At 62.7% G+C, this 16714-nt stretch carries 19 protein-coding genes and 2 pseudogenes; 8 read left to right on the top strand and 13 right to left on the bottom strand.

Features of this window, described 5'->3' with window-relative positions:
- Nucleotides 1–165 precede the first annotated feature (165 nt).
- On the bottom strand, nucleotides 166–696 hold the full coding sequence (locus B5V02_RS06515) for an SDR family NAD(P)-dependent oxidoreductase (protein ID WP_245445792.1): 531 nt from the start codon (nucleotides 694–696) through the stop codon (nucleotides 166–168).
- 293 nt (nucleotides 697–989) lie between these two features.
- Here B5V02_RS06515 and B5V02_RS06510 point away from each other — a divergent pair, with 293 nt between their 5' ends.
- Nucleotides 990–1478 carry an RrF2 family transcriptional regulator gene (locus tag B5V02_RS06510; RefSeq protein WP_111543335.1) on the top strand — a complete coding sequence of 163 codons (489 nt, stop codon included), beginning with the start codon at nucleotides 990–992 and terminating at the stop codon, nucleotides 1476–1478.
- A gap of 264 nt (nucleotides 1479–1742) precedes the next feature.
- On the opposite strand, the gene B5V02_RS06505 is transcribed toward B5V02_RS06510, so the two are convergent.
- The 4 genes from B5V02_RS06505 to B5V02_RS06490 form a co-directional block, all read right to left on the bottom strand.
- A complete protein-coding gene (locus tag B5V02_RS06505) occupies nucleotides 1743–2162 on the bottom strand; it encodes a cupin domain-containing protein (RefSeq protein WP_111543334.1) in 420 nt (139 codons plus the stop codon).
- A 61-nt stretch (nucleotides 2163–2223) separates the two neighbouring features.
- Entirely contained in the window at nucleotides 2224–2976 is a 753-nt protein-coding gene (locus tag B5V02_RS06500) for an SDR family oxidoreductase (protein WP_111543333.1), read from the bottom strand.
- Nucleotides 2977–3124: 148 nt separating this feature from the next.
- On the bottom strand, nucleotides 3125–4042 hold the full coding sequence (locus tag B5V02_RS06495; RefSeq protein WP_111543332.1) for an MBL fold metallo-hydrolase: 918 nt from the start codon (nucleotides 4040–4042) through the stop codon (nucleotides 3125–3127).
- 134 nt (nucleotides 4043–4176) lie between these two features.
- Nucleotides 4177–4656: a carboxymuconolactone decarboxylase family protein gene (locus tag B5V02_RS06490; protein ID WP_111543331.1), complete on the bottom strand. Its 480-nt coding sequence runs from the start codon at nucleotides 4654–4656 to the stop codon at nucleotides 4177–4179.
- A gap of 128 nt (nucleotides 4657–4784) precedes the next feature.
- Here B5V02_RS06490 and B5V02_RS06485 point away from each other — a divergent pair, with 128 nt between their 5' ends.
- Nucleotides 4785–5681: a LysR family transcriptional regulator gene (locus B5V02_RS06485; RefSeq protein WP_111543330.1), complete on the top strand. Its 897-nt coding sequence runs from the start codon at nucleotides 4785–4787 to the stop codon at nucleotides 5679–5681.
- An 18-nt stretch (nucleotides 5682–5699) separates the two neighbouring features.
- Here B5V02_RS06485 and B5V02_RS06480 read toward each other — a convergent pair whose 3' ends face one another.
- A complete protein-coding gene (locus tag B5V02_RS06480) occupies nucleotides 5700–6299 on the bottom strand; it encodes a YdeI/OmpD-associated family protein (RefSeq protein ID WP_111543329.1) in 600 nt (199 codons plus the stop codon).
- Nucleotides 6300–6486: 187 nt separating this feature from the next.
- Here B5V02_RS06480 and B5V02_RS06475 point away from each other — a divergent pair, with 187 nt between their 5' ends.
- Nucleotides 6487–7098, top strand: coding sequence for a hypothetical protein (locus B5V02_RS06475; protein ID WP_111543328.1), 612 nt, complete (start codon nucleotides 6487–6489; stop codon nucleotides 7096–7098).
- Nucleotides 7099–7119: 21 nt separating this feature from the next.
- Here the strand turns inward: B5V02_RS06475 and B5V02_RS06470 are convergent, their stop codons facing one another.
- Complete coding sequence (locus B5V02_RS06470) at nucleotides 7120–7593, bottom strand: cupin domain-containing protein (RefSeq protein WP_111543327.1); 474 nt, start codon at nucleotides 7591–7593, stop codon at nucleotides 7120–7122.
- A 64-nt stretch (nucleotides 7594–7657) separates the two neighbouring features.
- Between B5V02_RS06470 and B5V02_RS06465 the strand changes: the two genes are divergently transcribed.
- The gene (locus tag B5V02_RS06465) at nucleotides 7658–8119 is read left to right on the top strand and encodes a MarR family winged helix-turn-helix transcriptional regulator (RefSeq protein ID WP_111543326.1); all 462 of its coding nucleotides are present in this window, start codon (nucleotides 7658–7660) and stop codon (nucleotides 8117–8119) included.
- 157 nt (nucleotides 8120–8276) lie between these two features.
- Nucleotides 8277–9005, top strand: a complete 729-nt coding sequence (locus tag B5V02_RS06460) for an SDR family oxidoreductase (RefSeq protein WP_111543325.1) — start codon at nucleotides 8277–8279, stop codon at nucleotides 9003–9005.
- Nucleotides 9006–9030: 25 nt separating this feature from the next.
- On the opposite strand, the pseudogene B5V02_RS06455 reads toward B5V02_RS06460, so the two are convergent.
- A pseudogene (locus tag B5V02_RS06455) lies at nucleotides 9031–9987 on the bottom strand (LysR family transcriptional regulator).
- Between the two features lie 22 nt (nucleotides 9988–10009).
- Nucleotides 10010–10915, bottom strand: coding sequence for a S1C family serine protease (locus B5V02_RS06450; RefSeq protein WP_111543324.1), 906 nt, complete (start codon nucleotides 10913–10915; stop codon nucleotides 10010–10012).
- 390 nt (nucleotides 10916–11305) lie between these two features.
- Here B5V02_RS06450 and yghU point away from each other — a divergent pair, with 390 nt between their 5' ends.
- On the top strand, nucleotides 11306–12172 hold the full coding sequence (yghU, locus tag B5V02_RS06445; RefSeq protein WP_111543323.1) for a glutathione-dependent disulfide-bond oxidoreductase: 867 nt from the start codon (nucleotides 11306–11308) through the stop codon (nucleotides 12170–12172).
- A gap of 49 nt (nucleotides 12173–12221) precedes the next feature.
- Here yghU and B5V02_RS06440 read toward each other — a convergent pair whose 3' ends face one another.
- Nucleotides 12222–13019 carry a hypothetical protein gene (locus B5V02_RS06440; RefSeq protein ID WP_245445730.1) on the bottom strand — a complete coding sequence of 266 codons (798 nt, stop codon included), beginning with the start codon at nucleotides 13017–13019 and terminating at the stop codon, nucleotides 12222–12224.
- 153 nt (nucleotides 13020–13172) lie between these two features.
- On the opposite strand from B5V02_RS06440, the pseudogene B5V02_RS06435 reads away from it, so the two are divergent.
- Nucleotides 13173–13316, top strand: a pseudogene (locus B5V02_RS06435) (glutathione-dependent disulfide-bond oxidoreductase); the annotation flags it as partial.
- Between the two features lie 109 nt (nucleotides 13317–13425).
- Here the strand turns inward: B5V02_RS06435 and B5V02_RS06430 are convergent.
- Nucleotides 13426–13728, bottom strand: coding sequence for a DUF1236 domain-containing protein (locus tag B5V02_RS06430; protein WP_111543784.1), 303 nt, complete (start codon nucleotides 13726–13728; stop codon nucleotides 13426–13428).
- A gap of 673 nt (nucleotides 13729–14401) precedes the next feature.
- Entirely contained in the window at nucleotides 14402–14623 is a 222-nt protein-coding gene (locus tag B5V02_RS06425) for a hypothetical protein (RefSeq protein ID WP_111543322.1), read from the bottom strand.
- 168 nt (nucleotides 14624–14791) lie between these two features.
- Between B5V02_RS06425 and B5V02_RS40450 the strand changes: the two genes are divergently transcribed.
- Nucleotides 14792–14965, top strand: a complete 174-nt coding sequence (locus B5V02_RS40450; RefSeq protein ID WP_167458381.1) for a hypothetical protein — start codon at nucleotides 14792–14794, stop codon at nucleotides 14963–14965.
- Between the two features lie 313 nt (nucleotides 14966–15278).
- Here B5V02_RS40450 and B5V02_RS06420 read toward each other — a convergent pair whose 3' ends face one another.
- A complete protein-coding gene (locus B5V02_RS06420) occupies nucleotides 15279–16496 on the bottom strand; it encodes an amidohydrolase family protein (protein ID WP_111543321.1) in 1218 nt (405 codons plus the stop codon).
- Nucleotides 16497–16714 lie beyond the last annotated feature (218 nt).

The following is a 16714-nucleotide window of genomic DNA, read 5'->3' as shown; positions in this document are numbered from 1 at the left end:
GAGGGCGGCCTTTTTCTTGCGCTGTTTCAGGAAATAATGTGCAGCGGCTTCCACTCGGAATTGCGCAAAATCAAATAAGTTGCAGCGGTTCAACGATTCAAACGTTGAACCGCCCGAAACCAAGCGCCAGCTGCGCTCCGCCGATCATGCCCGGAATTCCGATCCTCACCACGGCAGCCTTTTGCCGTCGCGAAAGAAGCCGCCGGTCGGACCATCGTCCGGCAAGGTCGCGGCCCAGACGATGCCGGCCGCCCCTTGCGCCACCGGGCGCCCGCCCGGCCCGCCCATGTCGGTGGCGACCCAGCCCGGGCAGACAGCGTTGACCAGCACGCCGGCGCCGCGCAGCTCGGCCGCCAGCACGCAGGTCAGCGCGTTGAGGGTCGCCTTCGATGTCGAATAGGCCGGCGCTCCTGCCCCCATCGAGGCCAGCGAACCGCCTTCGGAGGAGACGTTGACCAGCCTGCCATGGCCACCGGCCCCAAGCAGCGGCGCAAAGGCGGACGCCGCCCGCCAGGCGCCGAAGACATTGGTCTCGAACGCCTCGCGGATGTCAGTCCAGTCCGGCAGCAACGCCCGCGAACCGGTGTCGTAATGGATCGCGGCGTTGTTGATCAGCACGTCGAGACGGCCGAACCGGCGCTCGACATCCGCCGCCGCCCGTGCCGCTGCGTCGGGCGACGCGACATCGAACGCGATGGATGCGCGACGTCATCGGTCCCGGCTACCCGGTCCATCCCTACAGCATTGACCCGCATTCCGGCGCCTGAAGGGTTACTTCTTGCCCTGCGGGCAGATCGTCTCGCCGCGCTTCAGCATCGCGACGGCGTACCCGACGCAGATCGCGCCAAGAAGCTGCCTCGGGGGCGACAACGGACGATGCTGAAATCCCACTCCGGCCGAACCGGGACCTGTCTGTTTACACCGCAGTGGAATAGGGATATTTTATATCCTTAATAAAGCCCGGTCAGTATCGACCCCGGAATCAATTGATGATCCTGAAAAGCCAAGTCGAATGGGCGCTACACTGCTGCGCCATTCTCGCGGGCCTGCCTGAGGGGCGCTATCTCTCGACAAAAGCGCTTGCCGAGTTCCACGGTCTTCCCAAGGAGTATCTTTCCAAGGCATTGCAAAGCCTGTCGCAGGCGGGTCTGGTCCATACGACGCTGGGTCCGTCAGGTGGATATCGATTGGCGCGGACACCGGCCGAACTGACCTTCCTGGATATCGTCGAAGCGGTCGAGGGCAAAGCGCGGACATTTGTGTGTAACAATATCCGCGAAAACAACCCATGTCGTCCGCAGGGCTATTGCGAAAGCAGCCCTTGCGCGGTGTCGCGCTTCATGTGGGAAGCCGACGAGGCCTGGCGTGCAAAATTGCGCAGCGTCAGGCTTTCCGATCTCACCGAGGCCCTGGCGCAGGAGATTCCAGCCGAACTCTGGAAGAGCAGCTTTGAATGGGTGCTGGAGCGCGCCGGATGAATGGGAATGGCAGATCGTGGCGGATGGCTAATGCATGTCGCGCAAAAGTGGCCCCGGTTTTGAGACAACGACATGCATACATACAAAGACTTAAAGCGCGTCGCATGAATCCGTTTCGACGCGACGCGCTTTAGTCTTTCATCCGGACAACAGGCGGACCATCGACGCCCTGAGGATGCCTCGCGACAATGCCGGCAAGCCCCGGAAGCGTGAAAGGCACGGAGCGATGCTCACCGGACATGGAAGGCGCCCGGCCTCTTCGGCCTACTTCTTGACCGGATAGGTCAGTTCTTTCTGGTTGGTATCGACCACGAAGACCGCCAGTAGTTTTGCGGGCTTCGTCTTGCTGCCGTTCTCGCTCACACTGTGGCGATCGCCCGGCAGCTCCGAAAAGCTCTCGCCGGCCTTGTAGACCTTGACCGGGCCGTCATTGACCTGGCTGCGGATGGAGCCTTCCAGAACCGTTGCATAGATGAAGGCGGAACTCGGATGGGTGTGCGCTTCCGAGTGACCGCCGGGACCATATTCGACCAGAATGCCCTTGATGCTCTTGCCGGGGACATTCGGCAGTTCATGCTCATAGATGAGCGTGACTTTGGCGGCCTTCTCGCCTGTATCCTGGGCTGCGGCCGGGCCTGCCAAGGCTGCCGTGACGATGAGGGCGGCGACGATTGACTTGATCATTTCGAAACTCCTTGTGCGTTGGGTGGAACGCTGCGCCCGAAGCTGCGGCGCATCGTGATGGTCATTTCCGCGCCGAGGTGGCGAACCACTGCTCGAAGGTGATGCGGCCGAGACGGGGATTGTTGTCGGAGACGAGCGAACCGTCGTTCAGTTTGGCGCCGAAGTAGCGCGCCTCCGGATCAGCCACGACCTTGCGAGGATCGCCGGCAGCCTTCAGGTAGCGGGCGACGAGCTCGTTCATTCGCACACGCTCCGGACCGGAAATCTCGATCATGCCGTTGATCGGCGCGGCGAGCGCGACACCCGCCATGACGTCGGCGACGTCATCGGATGCGATGGGCTGCACATAGGCCGGCGACAGATGCACAGCGTCGCCGACCGTACCGGATTTGGCGATGCCAGCCAGGAACTCCATGAACTGCGTGGAATGAACGATGGTGTAGGGAATGCCGGAGGCTTTGATCAGCTTTTCCTGGGCGAGCTTGGCGCGGAAATAGCCGCAGTCCTGCAACCGCTCGGTTCCGACAACCGACAGCGCGATATGGTGCTTGATGCCAGCAACCTTGTCCGCCGCGAGCAGGTTGTGGCCCGACGTCTCGAAGAATTCCAGCGCGGCCTTGTCCGCGAAGGAGGGTGAGTTGGCGAGGTCGATCACCACCTCGGCGCCCGCGAGCGCTTCCTCCAGGCCTTCGCCGGTGATGGTGTTGACGCCCGTGTTTGGCGCGGCGGCAATCACCTCATGCCCCTGCCTGCGCAGACGGTCGCCTGTCTTGGTGCCGATGAGGCCGGTGCCACCGATGATGACGATTTTCATGATACTTCTCCATTCGCGATCGCTCTGGCGCCGCGTTGCTCGAGAGATTTGCTTGGGGTGGGAGGTTGGTTCAGGCCGGCCTTGCCGGCCGAACCGGGCACGGCCTTGAAGGCTACGCGCCCTAGGTCGGCCCTAACCCAACAAGCGGTCAGTAGTCCCAGAAGACCGGTACCCAACGAAAAGCATCGCCGGCGACCGCCACACGGCCGACGGATGGGAACGGCATATGAGTGGCCACCAGCAGCTCGCTGGTTGCCGCCAGCTCTTGCATAAGCCGGACCCGAACACGGGCTGCCTCCTCGGGGTCGTGCTCGAAGCCGTTGTGCCAGTCGGGGTGCTCGAATCCGACCGGGAACACGGCGTCGCCGGCGAACATCAGCCGGTCGCCGCCGGATGCCAGGCGGACCACACTGTGCCCGGGGGTGTGGCCGCCGGTGCGAGATACGACCACCCCCGGCGCCACCTCGTACTCCTCCTCGAACAGCAGCAGCTGGCTGTCGTACTCTTTCCTGAACCGCTTGGCGGCCGCCCGAAGCGCGTCCGGGAACCCCGGCGGCATGGAGACGTGGGAGAAATCGGGCGCCTCCCAGAATTTGACCTCGGCGGCGGCCACGTGGATCCGCAGGTCCGGATGCAGCCGGTCTTTCACCCCGTCGACGAGCAGCCCGCCAATGTGGTCCATGTGCATGTGCGTAAGCACCACGTCGGTCACGGCTGCAAGATCGATGCCGGCGGCCTCCAGTCGCTTGATCAACTGCCCAGCCCGCGGCAAGTGCAAGTCCGGGTCCAACCCTAGCCCAGCATCGATGAGTATGGTCTGCCTGCCGCTACTCACCACGACCACGTTCAGCGGCCAATCGAAAGCGTCCGGCGGTAGGAACATGTCGTCCAGCCAGGCGGCCCGGACTGCCGGGTCGGCGTTGTGTGCCAACATCGCGGTCGGTAGCGGCAGCACCCCGTCGCTGACCACCAGCACGTCAATCTCGCCGATCCGCAGCGCGTAGCGCGACGGAACTAACTCGTCGGACCCCTGCCTATCGGGGTGTGAAGTGTTTTGTAGATTCATGTTTGTCTCCTGTTGAGCACGGTCTTGGAACCGGTCAGGTCGGTTGCACCGGAAATGACGATTTTCAAAGTTGTCTTCGTTCGCCGCCGCCCATGCGGACGTGCATCCCTTGATGGGTTCTCAGAGCGAAACGCTTAATTCAGGCCGGCCTTGTCGAGGCCGTAAAGTTTATCCGCAGAGCCGGGCACGGTCTTGAAGGCGACGCTGGCGCGGTTCCAGGCGTTGATGGCCATGATCGAGAAGGTCAGGTCGGAGATTTCCTTTTCCGAAAGCTGCCCACGCACACGCTCATAGAGCTCGTCCGGAATACCGCCTTCGGGGAGCTTCGTGACGGCTTCAGTCCAGGCAAGGGCGGCGCGTTCACGAGGAATGAAAAGGTTCGATTCCCGCCAGATGGCGACATGGTAGAGCCGCAACTCGCTCTCGCCGTGGATCTTTGCTTCCTTGACATGCATGTCGAGGCAGAAGGCGCAGCCATTGATCTGGGACGCCCGGATGTGGATCAGATCGCGGATCTTCTCTTCGATAACGCTGTGTGCCTCGGTCATGCTGAAGTCGAGAAACTTCTTGAATAGCTCGGGCGATTGTTGGGCGACGTTCAGGCGCTGTGTCACGGCTCTCTCCTTGTTTGAGGATATTTGATATCCTTAAGGATATATGATATCCATAATCTCCGGACAGTAAAGCGCCTCCCGCCTGGGATGCGGACATAAGGCATATGTCGAAAAGTATGGGGGTGAGGGTGGACATCGTATCGGCATTGCGAACGTTCCTGCGGGTGGCGGAGACAAAGTCATTCTCGGCGGCCGCGATCGACCTCGATCTGACGCAGCCGGCCGTATCCCGGCAGGTTTCTGCGCTGGAAGCGCATCTGAACACGCGCCTTCTGCACCGCACGACGAACGCGCTTGCCTTGACGGTCGAGGGTGAACAGATGCTCCCGATGGCGCTACGCGTCATAGAAGCGGTCGAAGCGCTCAGCGAAGCCGGCTGCGCCGAAGGAGCGACCGCATCTGGAAAAGTGAGGCTAAGCCTGCCCGCGCCACTCGGACTCTACATGAGCGATCGCCTCTCAAGCCTGCTGGAGAGCCATCCGGCGCTTACTGTTGACCTGATCTTGCGGGAGGAACCCTCAGATCTGGTCGCGGACGCAATCGATCTCGAGGTACGCCTCGGGCCGGTCGGCGACAGCAGCCTTATGTGTCGCCGGATCGGCTGGACGACTGCCTTTCTCGTGGCCTCGCCCTGCTATCTCAAGGGGCGGGATACACCGCAAGCGCCGCAGGACATCAGTGGTCACTGCTGCATTTGTTACAGCCGTGCCGGCGACGGCCGGTCATGGTCTTTCTCCGACGGGGCGGATGAGGTGGTTCTGCGAATTGAGCCTCGCCTGATCGCCAACAATTCAATGGCCGTCCATCGAGCGACGCTGGCTGGAGGCGGGCTTGCAGTGCTCTCCCATATTCTGGCCGGGCCGGACATCGAAGCAGGGAGGTTGGTTAAGGTGATGCCGGATTTTCCGCCGACGCGCCTGCCGATCAACGTCGTCTATCCATCCCGCCGGAACATACCGTTGCGTGTCACAACGGTCCTCGACTTTCTTGTCCAGGCTGTCCGCGACGACGCTTTGATGGCGTGATCAGCGCCTTGAAGGGCCTCACTTCTTGACCTGCGGATAGATCGTCTCGCCGCGCTTCAGCATCGCGACGAAGGTCTCGATCTTCTTCTTGCGGCCGGCCTCGGTCTTCATGTTGTGGGTGCGGAAGGCGAGCGCGAAGCGGTTCTGCGCGTTGAGCTTGCCCAGCATCTCTTTCGCTGCCGGTTCGGCATCGATCGTGGCCTGGAGATCATCCGGAATTTTCATCGCCTTGCCGCTGCCATAGGCGCGCGCCCAGCGCCCGTCGGCCTTGGCTGCCTCGACCTGTCTCAGCCCATGCTCGGTCATGCGGCCCTCCTCGACCAGCCGCGCGACATTGTCGATGTTGATCAGGCTCCAGATGCTCTTCCTGCTGCGCGGCGTGTAGCGCTGCAGGAAGCTGTTGTCGTCCAGCCCCTTGCGCACGGCGTCGATCCAGCCGAAGCACAGCACCACGTCGATGGCCTCCTTGGGCGTGATCGACTTCAGTCCCGACCCCACCTTGTGGACCTTGATCCACACCTCGGTTTCCATGGCGTGGTGCCCGCCGAGCCAGGCGTGAAAGCTGGCCGCGTCCGGGAATTCCCTGACCTTGTCGGGATCGACCTTGACCGGCGCCATCAGCCGGCCTGCCCGTTCGTCGCGCTTGCCGCTCGCATCACCGACATCTTGCCTCCAGCATCATGCGTCAACATCGTGACATGGATCCCTGTCAGTTTCCGGCAGCAACAAAGCTTGCCGGCGGATGACGATGGAACGCACCACCGTGCTATAGGACAAGGTTCTACGCTCGGGGGGAATATCCGTCATGAAATCTGTGCTCCTCGCCCTCGCGGTGCTGTTCCCCACGGCAGCCCTCAGCGAGCCTATCGAAACCCAAAAAATCATCACGGCGGTGACCGGCGACTTCAACGGCGACGGCGCCGTCGATCTTGCCATGGTGGTGGAGACCGAGCCCGGCCATCCGATGGACGTCCACTTCTTCCTCAGGGACAAGGAGCACAACTACCTCAAGCCCGTTGAAATCGTGCACGAGCAGATCCTCGGCGAATGGAACAGCTACGACCGCCCGGGCTACGAAAACTCCGACACCGAGCCGGAACTGACGATGCTGCCCAACGGCTCGATCAAATTCTACCTGCCGGCGATGCCGGTCGGCAGCGAACGGACCGACATGACGCTGACCATCGCCTGGCGCAACGGTGCCTTCATCGTCGCCGGCTTTGCCTATGACCACTATGACTATATGAAGGAGAATGCCGAAAGCGCCTGCGAGTACAACGTCCTGACCGGCAAAGGCACCAGCAGCGAAAAGCAGCCGGACGGCAGCACGAAGCACAAGACCGTCTCGGTCGAAGGCCAGACCATCGCCTTCAAGGACTGGAACCCGGGCACCACCTTCACCGCTTGCGGCGATTGATCGGCGTTTCTTCGACCGGCTTCAGGTTGATGGCGGCGCTGCCGGCGTCAACCCGTGTCGGCGCATGATGTCCATCATTTTGACCTTGTCCGGAGGGCCGCCAGCGGCGGCGTTGAACTCCGCAAAGGCCTCGCGAAAATAGTCCGGGCCGATCGCCGCGGGCGTGACGATGCAAAGCGCCTTGGCATCCCTGGTGCCATTGTTGTCAAACCGGTGAACGGCGCCGCGTGGAATGCACAGCGCCTCCCCCGGTCCGACCTCGATCGCCTTGCCGTCGACGGTCCAGGTCAACACCCCGTCGACGCCGTAGATCGTCTCTTCGTAGTGATCGTGGCTGTGCGCCGGCGCCGGCAGCCGCTGCGCGCCGGGCACCATCAGCTCGAAGGTGGCGACGCTGCCGTTCGAACTGTCGCCCGACACCAGGAAGCGAACCGACAGCCCCTTGGTGCCGATGATTTCGTTGGCAGGATTGACCTGAAGATCCACGGCTGGCATTGCACAAACTCCCCGGGTAAACTACATTTACTACCATCAGTAAACTCAATTTACCGGATCGTCAATGGCCACATCCACGGAAGTTCTGCAGACCAGGACCGAGGATCTGTTGATCGGCGCCTTGCTGCGCGTGCCGGCGCAGGCGATCCAGCGCCGGCTGATCAAGGAACTCAACGCCGCCGGTTTCGACGAACTGCGCCTGCCGCATATGGCGGTGCTGCAGTTTCCCGGACCGGACGGCGCACGCCCGGGCACCATCGCCGAGCGCGCAGGCATGAGCAAGCAGGCCATCAACCAGCTGCTCAGCAGTCTCGAAGGCTACGGCTACCTCATGCGATCCGACATTCCGGGCGAAGGCAGCGCCCGCGTGGTGCGGTCCACCGAACGGGGGCATGCCGCCTTCTGGAAAATGGTCGACATCCTGCGCGACATCGAGGAGGAGTGGCGCGCCGAACTCGGACCGGAACGCTTTGCCCAGCTGAAAGCGCTGTTGTTTGTGGTCTGGGACAGCCCGCTGGCGCGGTAAGCGGCCACCAGCCGACCTTGCGTGGCCGAGCTTCCATTCCGCACAGGATTGAGAACCATCGGCATTTCCGATAGCGCCATCGGGTTCTTCCGTTTTCCCTTGCCGCACCGAACTGCCAATCCCCTGCCCTTGACCATCCAAACAAAGGCAGAGCGAAATGAGCATTTCAAACCAGAAAATCCTGATCGTCGGCGGCGGTTCCGGCATGGGTCTGGCGCTGGCGCGGCGATGCGTCGAGGCCGGCGCCAAAGTCACTATCGCCGGACGCAGCGAGGACCGGCTACGGCAGGCGTGCGAGGCGCTGGGCAACCCAGTGAACCTGGAGGTGGCCGCTGTCGACATCACGCGGGAGGACGAGGTGGTCGGGCTGTTCGCGCGGATCGGCCGGCTCGACCACATCGTCAGCACCGCCGCCGACATCGAAGGCGCCTACCGGCTGTTACCCGAGCTTGACCTGCAGGCGGCGCAACGGGTGGTGGAGAGCAAGCTTTACGGCCCGCTGCTGCTTGCCAAGCATGGCGCACCACGGCTTGGCGTCGCCGGGTCGATGACCTTCGTCTCCGGCATCGCCGCCTATCGGCCGGCAGCGCGCGGCGCTGTCGTTGCCGCCGTCAATGCGGCGCTCGAAGGGCTGGTGCGGGCGCTCGCCGTGGAGCTGGCGCCAATCCGCGTCAACGCCGTGTCACCCGGCTGGGTCGACACCACGATCTGGGCGCAGGTTGCCGGCGACAGAAAGGCCGAGACGCTGGCCGCGATGGCCGAGCGGCTGCCGGTCGGCAGGATCGGCCAGCCCGACGACATCGCCGACGCCATTTTCTTCCTGATCGGCAACGGTTTCACCACCGGAACGACGCTGCATGTCGAGGGCGGGCACCGCTTGGTCTAGAATGGCCAGCGTCAGGAAATCGCTTTCAAAGCAAGGCCTTGGAGCGGTTCGTCGACTCAGGTTCTGAGCTGGCTTGGGCGCGTTCCGGCGCCAGCGTGTCACGCGCGGCGGCAAGGAGCCGCCTGAGCGCCGGCGGCTGAACGCGTCGGCGGCGCCAGATCATCGTCAGCGGCGCCTTCCGCATCTGGCCGGACCACGGCAGTTCGACGAGGTCGCCACGCACAAGCGCGTCGCTGACGGCAAGGCGCGGAACGAGGCCCAGCCCCGCGCCGGCCGCCACCAGCCGGGCAATGGTGCCGATGCTGCCGACCTCGGCGGCAAGTTTTGGCGCGGCGACACCCGCCTCGGCAAAGGCGGCGTCGAACATGTGCCGGTAAATGCATCCGGGCTCCGTTGCCACGAAGCGCAGCGTGGCAAGCGCGGCCATGTCTGATAGTGCGGAGCCCTGCCCCGGAGCCGCGACCAGCACCAGCGGTTCGTCAACGATTGTGCGCCTGGCAAAATGTTCATCGGCGGCGCCCTTGGTGACGTCGCGACGGTCGAAGCAGAAGGCAACGTCGATGTCGCCATCCTCCAGCAGGTGCCGCAGAGTGCCGCTGTCCGCCACCTTCATCCGCACGGTGATGTCGGGATGGCGAGCCTGAAATCCCGGCAGCCAGGGCGCCAGACAGGCCGAGGCGATCGTCTCCAGCGCGCCGATGGCCAGCGATCCGCTGGTCTACCCGGCAGCCGCCTGCACGGCCGCGCGCGCCTCGCCATCGAGCCGCAGCAGGTCTTCGGCGATGGGCTTCAGCGCCAGTCCCGCCAATGTCAGTTCGAGACCCGTTTTCGAGCGCGTGAACAGGGCAGCGCCAAGCTCGGCCTCGAGGGACTGGATCTGGTCGCTGACACTCGATTGCGCCAGATGAACCGCCTCGGCGGCGCGCGTGATGTTGCGGCTCCGCGCCACCGCGAGGAAGGTCTTGAGCAATCTGGGATGCAACGAAATGCCCCGGTCGATGCGCCTACTGCAGCTGCGGCTTCTTGAGGAAACTGCCGCGATCGGCCGATTTGACACGCAGCCAGGTCTCGCGGCCGTCGCGCAGCACCCGCATCGGGATCTCCGCGCCGGCCGAGCCGCTCTCCCACAGCTTGCGATAGAAATCGGCCAGCCCGTCGACCGCGCCGTCGCGGATGTCGGAGATGATGTCGCCCTGGCGCAGGCCGGCCTTGGCGGCCGGGCCGCCTTCGGTCACGCTCATCACCACCACCTTGCCGTCGCTTTCGGCCGACAAGGCGCCGAGCCACGGGCGCGGCGGCCTGGCCACATGGCCACGCGTCAGGAGATCGTCGAGAATGGGCGGCAGCAGATCAATCGGCACGATCATGTTTATATCGGCGACCTCGCCGTTGCGGCTCATCTGCAGGCGCAGCGAACCGATGCCGAGCAGCGAACCGTCGGCGCCGAACAGCCCGGCGCCACCCCAGGACGGGTGCGCGGGCGCAATGAAGATCGCCTCGTCGAGCAGATACTCCCAATAGCCGGCGAATTCCTGCTTGGTGACGATCCTGGCCTGCACCGACTGGCCGATACCGTCGGCCAGCACGACGGCGTCGCCGATCCTGGCCTTGCCGGCATCGCCCAACGCCACCGCTGGCAGGCCGAGCGGCGCCAGCGCCTGCACCAGGCCGAAGCCCGATTCCTGGTCATAGGCCAGCGCATGCGCAGGGATGACGCGGCCGTCATGGCTGGTCAGCCAGACCTCTTCCGCTTCGGTGATGAGATAGCCGATGGTCAGCACCAGCCCGTCGTCGCGGATGACGACGCCGCTGCCCTCCCTGAGCGTGCCCAGGGCACCCGCCGTAAAGGCATCCTCCGGAACGGTGGCCCGTACGGCAACGACCGAGCGCGGATTGGGATTGATGGTCATGTTTTTGTCCTGCGATGCAATGCCCTGGCGATATCTCTTATAGGTATGCCGCGAGGGAGATGGTGCAAGGGGTGAGAAGCGGTTCGCGCAGCGAACGAAAAGCCAATTGCTTGGCTTTTCGAGCTTCGAAAGCCCTGAGCCTGCGAAGGGCCGGGTAGCTGATTGCCCGGCCGGGTCCCCGCTGCTCCGCAGCGACCCGGCGTTCGCCGGCCTTTCATCATGCCACCGGCACGATGAATTCGCTACGCGAACCGGCTACTCACCCCACAAGGGGAGAAGGGAAAACGGCGCCTCCATTAACAATAGTTCAACGCAAGTTGAACTTCCTCATCTGCAGCCCTAATTGTACAGCGACCTGCCCATCCTTTCCCCACGACACGAGGCCCTGAGATGACCGACTACACCCCGCCGAAAGTATGGACCTGGAACAAGGCGAATGGCGGCACCTTCGCCAGCATCAACCGGCCGATCGCCGGGCCGACGCATGACAAGGACCTGCCCGTCGGCAAGCACCCGCTGCAGCTCTATTCGCTGGCGACGCCGAACGGCGTCAAGGTGACCGTCATGCTGGAGGAGTTGCTGGCGCGCGGCCACAAGGGCGCCGAATATGATGCCTGGCTGATCCGCATCAACGATGGCGACCAGTTCGGCAGCGGCTTCGTCGACGTCAATCCCAACTCCAAGATTCCTGCCTTGATGGACCGCAGCGGCAAGACGCCGGTGCGCATCTTCGAATCCGGCTCGATCCTGGTCTATCTCGCCGAAAAGTTCGGCGAATTCCTGCCCACCGAACAGCCGGCCCGCGCCGAGGTGCTGTCCTGGCTGTTCTGGCAGATGGGCTCGGCGCCGTATCTCGGCGGTGGCTTCGGCCATTTCTACGCCTATGCGCCGGAAAAATTCGAATATGCCATCGACCGCTTCTCGATGGAGGTGAAGCGCCAGATGGACGTGCTCGACCGCCGGCTGGCCGAAACCGAATATCTCGGCGGCAAGGATTATACGATCGCCGACATGGCGGTATGGCCCTGGTATGGCGGGCTGGCGCTCGGCCGCATGTACAATGATTCCGGTGAGTTCCTGTCCGTGCAGGACTACAAGCATGTGCAGCGTTGGGCCCAGGCGATCGACGCACGCCCGGCGGTCAAGCGCGGCCGCATGGTCAACCGCGCCTTCGGCGAACCGGCCTTGCAGCTGCATGAGCGCCACGACGCCCGCGACTTCGAAACGAAGACGCAGGACAAGCTGGCAGCGGAGTGAGCTGAGCCGATAGCGCGCTGATCTCCCTCCCTGAGGGGGGTTGGCAGCTTCAACCGACCGGCCTCTTCTCGACGGCCGACATCCACAGCTGGTCGATGTCGGCAAGAAACGTCTCGTCGATCTCATCGAGATGGTTCCAGTACATGCCATCCTCGTAGAAATAGCCGAGGTCCTTCTCGATCTCCTCGGCCTTTTCGGCCTTGTCGAGCCGGATGCCGGCAAGAATTTCCGCCTTCATTTCGGCAATCCGTGCCAGCGAAAGGCCGGCAAGCTCGTCGAAGGCGAGACTGGGAAAGACCAGCCGGCTGCGCGGCAGGTCGGACAAATTGATGCACAGGCAGCCGTGCTTCAGGGCCTGAACCAGCAGGCGCGCCGACTTGGCCTCGAGGTTGCGCAGGGTGATGTCATCGCGCAATGGATCGGGACGGCCGATGCCATAGAAATGGGTCTTGCCCGGCCGGTCGTAGATCATGTCGCAGCCCAGGAATGCCAGCACATCGGGCTTCTGGCTGTGAATGGTCCAATATGCAGCGGTCAGCGCCATCGTGGCGCCGGCATAGACGAAACCACCGAAGGCGTTCTGCGCCGGAACATAGTGCGTGGCGCTGAATATCTTAGCCTGCCGCAAGGTCGCGTCGTGGGGCAGCCGGTCCAACGGGAAATCACCGGCATGGACGAGGAAATCCCAATCGGGGCGCACTCGCCAGGCATTGTTGATGGCGACGATCCGGCTGAAGGCCTGCTTCGGCCAAGGCTGGCAACGCACCGCGTCGGGCGCACTGCCAAGCAGAAGGAGAATGCGGGGTGCGTCATTGCGAACATTCATCCCGACGGGCTGGATCGTCATCGAAGGGGCTTTCAGGTCTCGGCCGAAAGGCCGGCTTCGCATGCGATACACATGCCGGCTTCGGTGCCGGCGCGCGAATATTTCGCGCAACCCTGCATCTTGGCGGGCCACTTTACCAGCCCAATACATGCGGCCGATCGCGCAAGCCGACAGGCGCAGGCGATCGACGCACGCCCGGCCGTCAAGCGCGGCCGCATGGTCAACCGCGGCTTCGGCGAACCGGCCATGCAGCTGCATGAACGCTACGACGCCGGCGATTTCGAAACGAAGACACCGGACAAGCTGGCCGCCGAATAGGCCACGGCAAAGCCAATTTCAAAAGAAAGCCCGCCACGAAAGCGAATTCGTGACGGGCTTTTCTCAAGGCAAATCTGACGCGGGCAATCCCCTATGTTGGGGACCTCACTTAGTTCAGGACCTCGACGATCTGATGGGTCTCGGGATCGACCAGGACAGTCTGGTCATTGATCACGGCGACGCGATACTTGACGTTGGGCACCTCGCGCAGTTGGACCGTGTCAGGCACCGGCGAGCCAAGCTTGAGCTCGACGCCCAGAAGGTTGACCGACGCCAGCGGCTCCTTCTTGATGTATTCGCGAACGATAGTTTTTTGCTCTGGCTGGACGACGATGACGTCTTGCGCCATCGCTGCACCAAAGCCGCTCATCAGGACGACCGCAGCCGCCGCACTCGAAAGATAAAATTTCATGACAATCTCCATAGGGCTATTTGAAAATCCGCCCTGCATGGAAACTCGATGGTCGCCTTGAAGTTCCATCTCGAATTTCAGAATAAAGAGATAATGACATCGGCTTGTCGATAACGCATATTATTTTTGTTTCTTGTCACAAAAGGCAAATATATTTGAAAATTTTCGCAGATAAATTGACGTCCGGCCGATTTTTCGGATCGGAAATTTCGGATTTGAAAAAAGCACCGCTGCCGAGCCGACGGGCTATTGTCCAACGGCAAGCTCACCCTCGTTCTCGTTTCGGACGACGACCACGAAAAGAGCCGCATCGGCTTCACCCGCAATCCATCGAAGGCCGGGGCAATTTGCTGCATAGGAACAGCTAAGCAATTTGCTGCATAGGAACAGCTAACGCAGAGAACGCAATGTCGTTCCTGCCGCCTTCATCCAGCGGCACAAAAAAGGCTCGCCCTGCCGGGAGCAGAGCGAGCCCTAGATAGCGCCGGCGGAGGTGGCAGCCTCACCGGTCACATTCAACAACGCGAAACGTCGGGGCTGGTTCCAACCTTTACAGCCGGGATACATCAACGGACAGGCGCTCGTTTGAAGCACGACGAATACCGCAGCGCCGGCCTGCGCGCGCTGGACAAGCTCGCCGCTGTTCATCTCCCGGACCAATTGGCAAACTAGGTCAAGGCTGGGTGGATGGCCTCCAGTCGCTTGCGACGCCGTCCAAAGCCATCTTGATATGGTCTGGACTGTCGATGCCACCGCTGAAAAGAGCGATCAGGCGACGCGCCAAATGCTCGCGGGCAGGGTGTGAGCCTTCGATGCCAGCCTGCTCGCAATAGTCGTCTAGGATTCTGGTGAGTGTTGCCAACTGAATTTCGTCAGCCGTGCCACGAATGATCATCGCGCGTCTCCCTCATGGGCGAAAGCGTGATCGACTCTTTCAAGCGCTCGTTGCCGTTGAAGACCGAGCGACAAGGACACTGTACGCTTCCGACAATCGGTTAGCGAGTCATTCCGCGAAGGAACCAAGCCCGCATATTGCCGTTGCATCGTCTAGGGGTTTGTTCCAATGGCTGACGAACAGGACAAGGCACCCAACGAGTCTGACGACTTTGTCGTCCGGCGTTTGGCAAATGAGGCGAGTATCCCCGAAGAGCAAGCACGCGAGCTTATCGGTTTTCTTGGTGCGCACAGTTGGGCTTCGCTTCTACGGGAAGCCCGCATTCTTGGCAAAAAACGATAGGAGCCGCCGGCAGGTCAGTTTTCGAGGTCGTCGATCGCTTCGGAATTTGCAGTTGGCCTTGCCAACGACGCCATTTTCGGTGCCGCCATTGTGGCAGGAGAAGCTTGTCCGGCTAAGTTTTTTCCCGATCCGGACCCCTCGATACGGCCGCGTCATTATATCGCGTTTGACTAAAATAGCGGAACGTCCAATGCACATTGCCGGAACCGAACAGGGCCCCTCGGACCTTTGCGTCTGGCACCTAAGACCTTGGTCCTACACTAAAGCGCCCATATCCACCGGAGAGGGTTTGACGCCGGCGATGCGGCACGTGTCAGCGCACCAGCATCTTGCTGTCCTTCGCCACCGCCCTGCCCCGGCGATACACCGTCCGGCCCTTCGGCACGGCGACCACCGCCTCGGGCACATGTTGCGCCTGCAGCGTGACGAAATCGGCGCTGGCGCCGACCGCAATGCCGTAGCTCTCCAGGCCAAGCGCCTTGGCGCCGGCATGGGTCACCACGTCGAAGGCGGCGGCCAGCTCATGGTCCTCGTAGAAGCCCGAGCGGTAGCCGATCATATTGGCTCGCGAAAGCATGTCGCCATCGCCATAGGGCCACCAGGAATCGCGAATGTTGTCGGAGCCGCTGAACACGGTGACGCCGGCCTGCCTGAGCGCCGCCACCGGCGGGAAGGCGTGATTGCCCGGCGCATTGGTCATGATCGCGACGCCGGCGGCAGCGAGCATCTCGCCGGCCTTCAGCAAGGCGTCGGCCGGGATATCGCCCAGCCCGTAGGCATGGCTGACGGCGACATGACCCTGCATGCCCAGCGCCTTCGTCCGTGCGGCGATCTCCTCGACCTGGAACAGGCCAAGCGTGCCGCCATCGTGCAGATGGATGTCGACGCCGGCGCCGTGTTTCTGTGCCAGGCCGAAGACGACATCGAGATGGCCCTTCACATCGCGGTCGAAGCTGGCGGGGTCGAGCCCGCCGATGAGATCGCAGCCGAGCTTCAACGCCTCGTCCAGAAGGTCTGGGGTGCCGGGCGAGGACAGGATGCCGCTCTGCGGAAAGGCGACGAGCTGGATGTCGATGAGGTCGCGGTATTGTTTGCGCACCGCCAGGATCGTCTCCAGATGCTTCAGCCCGACCGAGCCGTCGACCATCACATGGCTGCGCATGGCGAGACTGCCATTGCCGATGCAGAGCTCGAGCTGGTTCTTCGCCCGCTCGTCCATCGGGGCGGCGGCGGCAAGGTTCCTCGCCTGGAAGGCGACACGCTCGCGCACGTCGAAACCATTGCTGCACGGGATGTGCGGGCGCCAGGCGTCGCCATAAAACGAGGTGTCGAGATGGATATGGCCCTCGACGAAGGCCGGCACGACGAGCTGGCCCCCAAGATCAACAATGGCAAGGTCGATGCTGGCGAGGTCAACCGAGGGTGCCTTCCCGGCCGGCGTGATGACGCGAAAGCGCCCGTCGGTAACGGTGAGGTCGACCAGCGACCCGTCGGCCAGTTTGGCGTTGAGGAAAATCGTCTGCTCAGTCAAGGACGCGATCCATTGGTTGAAGCGCCAGTCGTCACCGCTCGCCCGCCGAAGGTCAATGCGGCAGGAAAGAGAAACTGTTTCACGCCGTGATGGACCAGCACGCCCGAATCCGCACTTTTGCCCCGGCCTATTCCGCTTTCGCGGAAGTGTCGGCCGGCGGGCGATGTGCAATGGTGTTGATGCGGCGGTACGAGCCGCCCTGGTTGACGCGGGCGCCT

Source organism: Mesorhizobium kowhaii (genome assembly GCF_003253745.1).
GTDB lineage: Bacteria > Pseudomonadota > Alphaproteobacteria > Rhizobiales > Rhizobiaceae > Mesorhizobium > Mesorhizobium kowhaii.
This window is presented reverse-complemented; position numbering and strand designations above follow the sequence as displayed.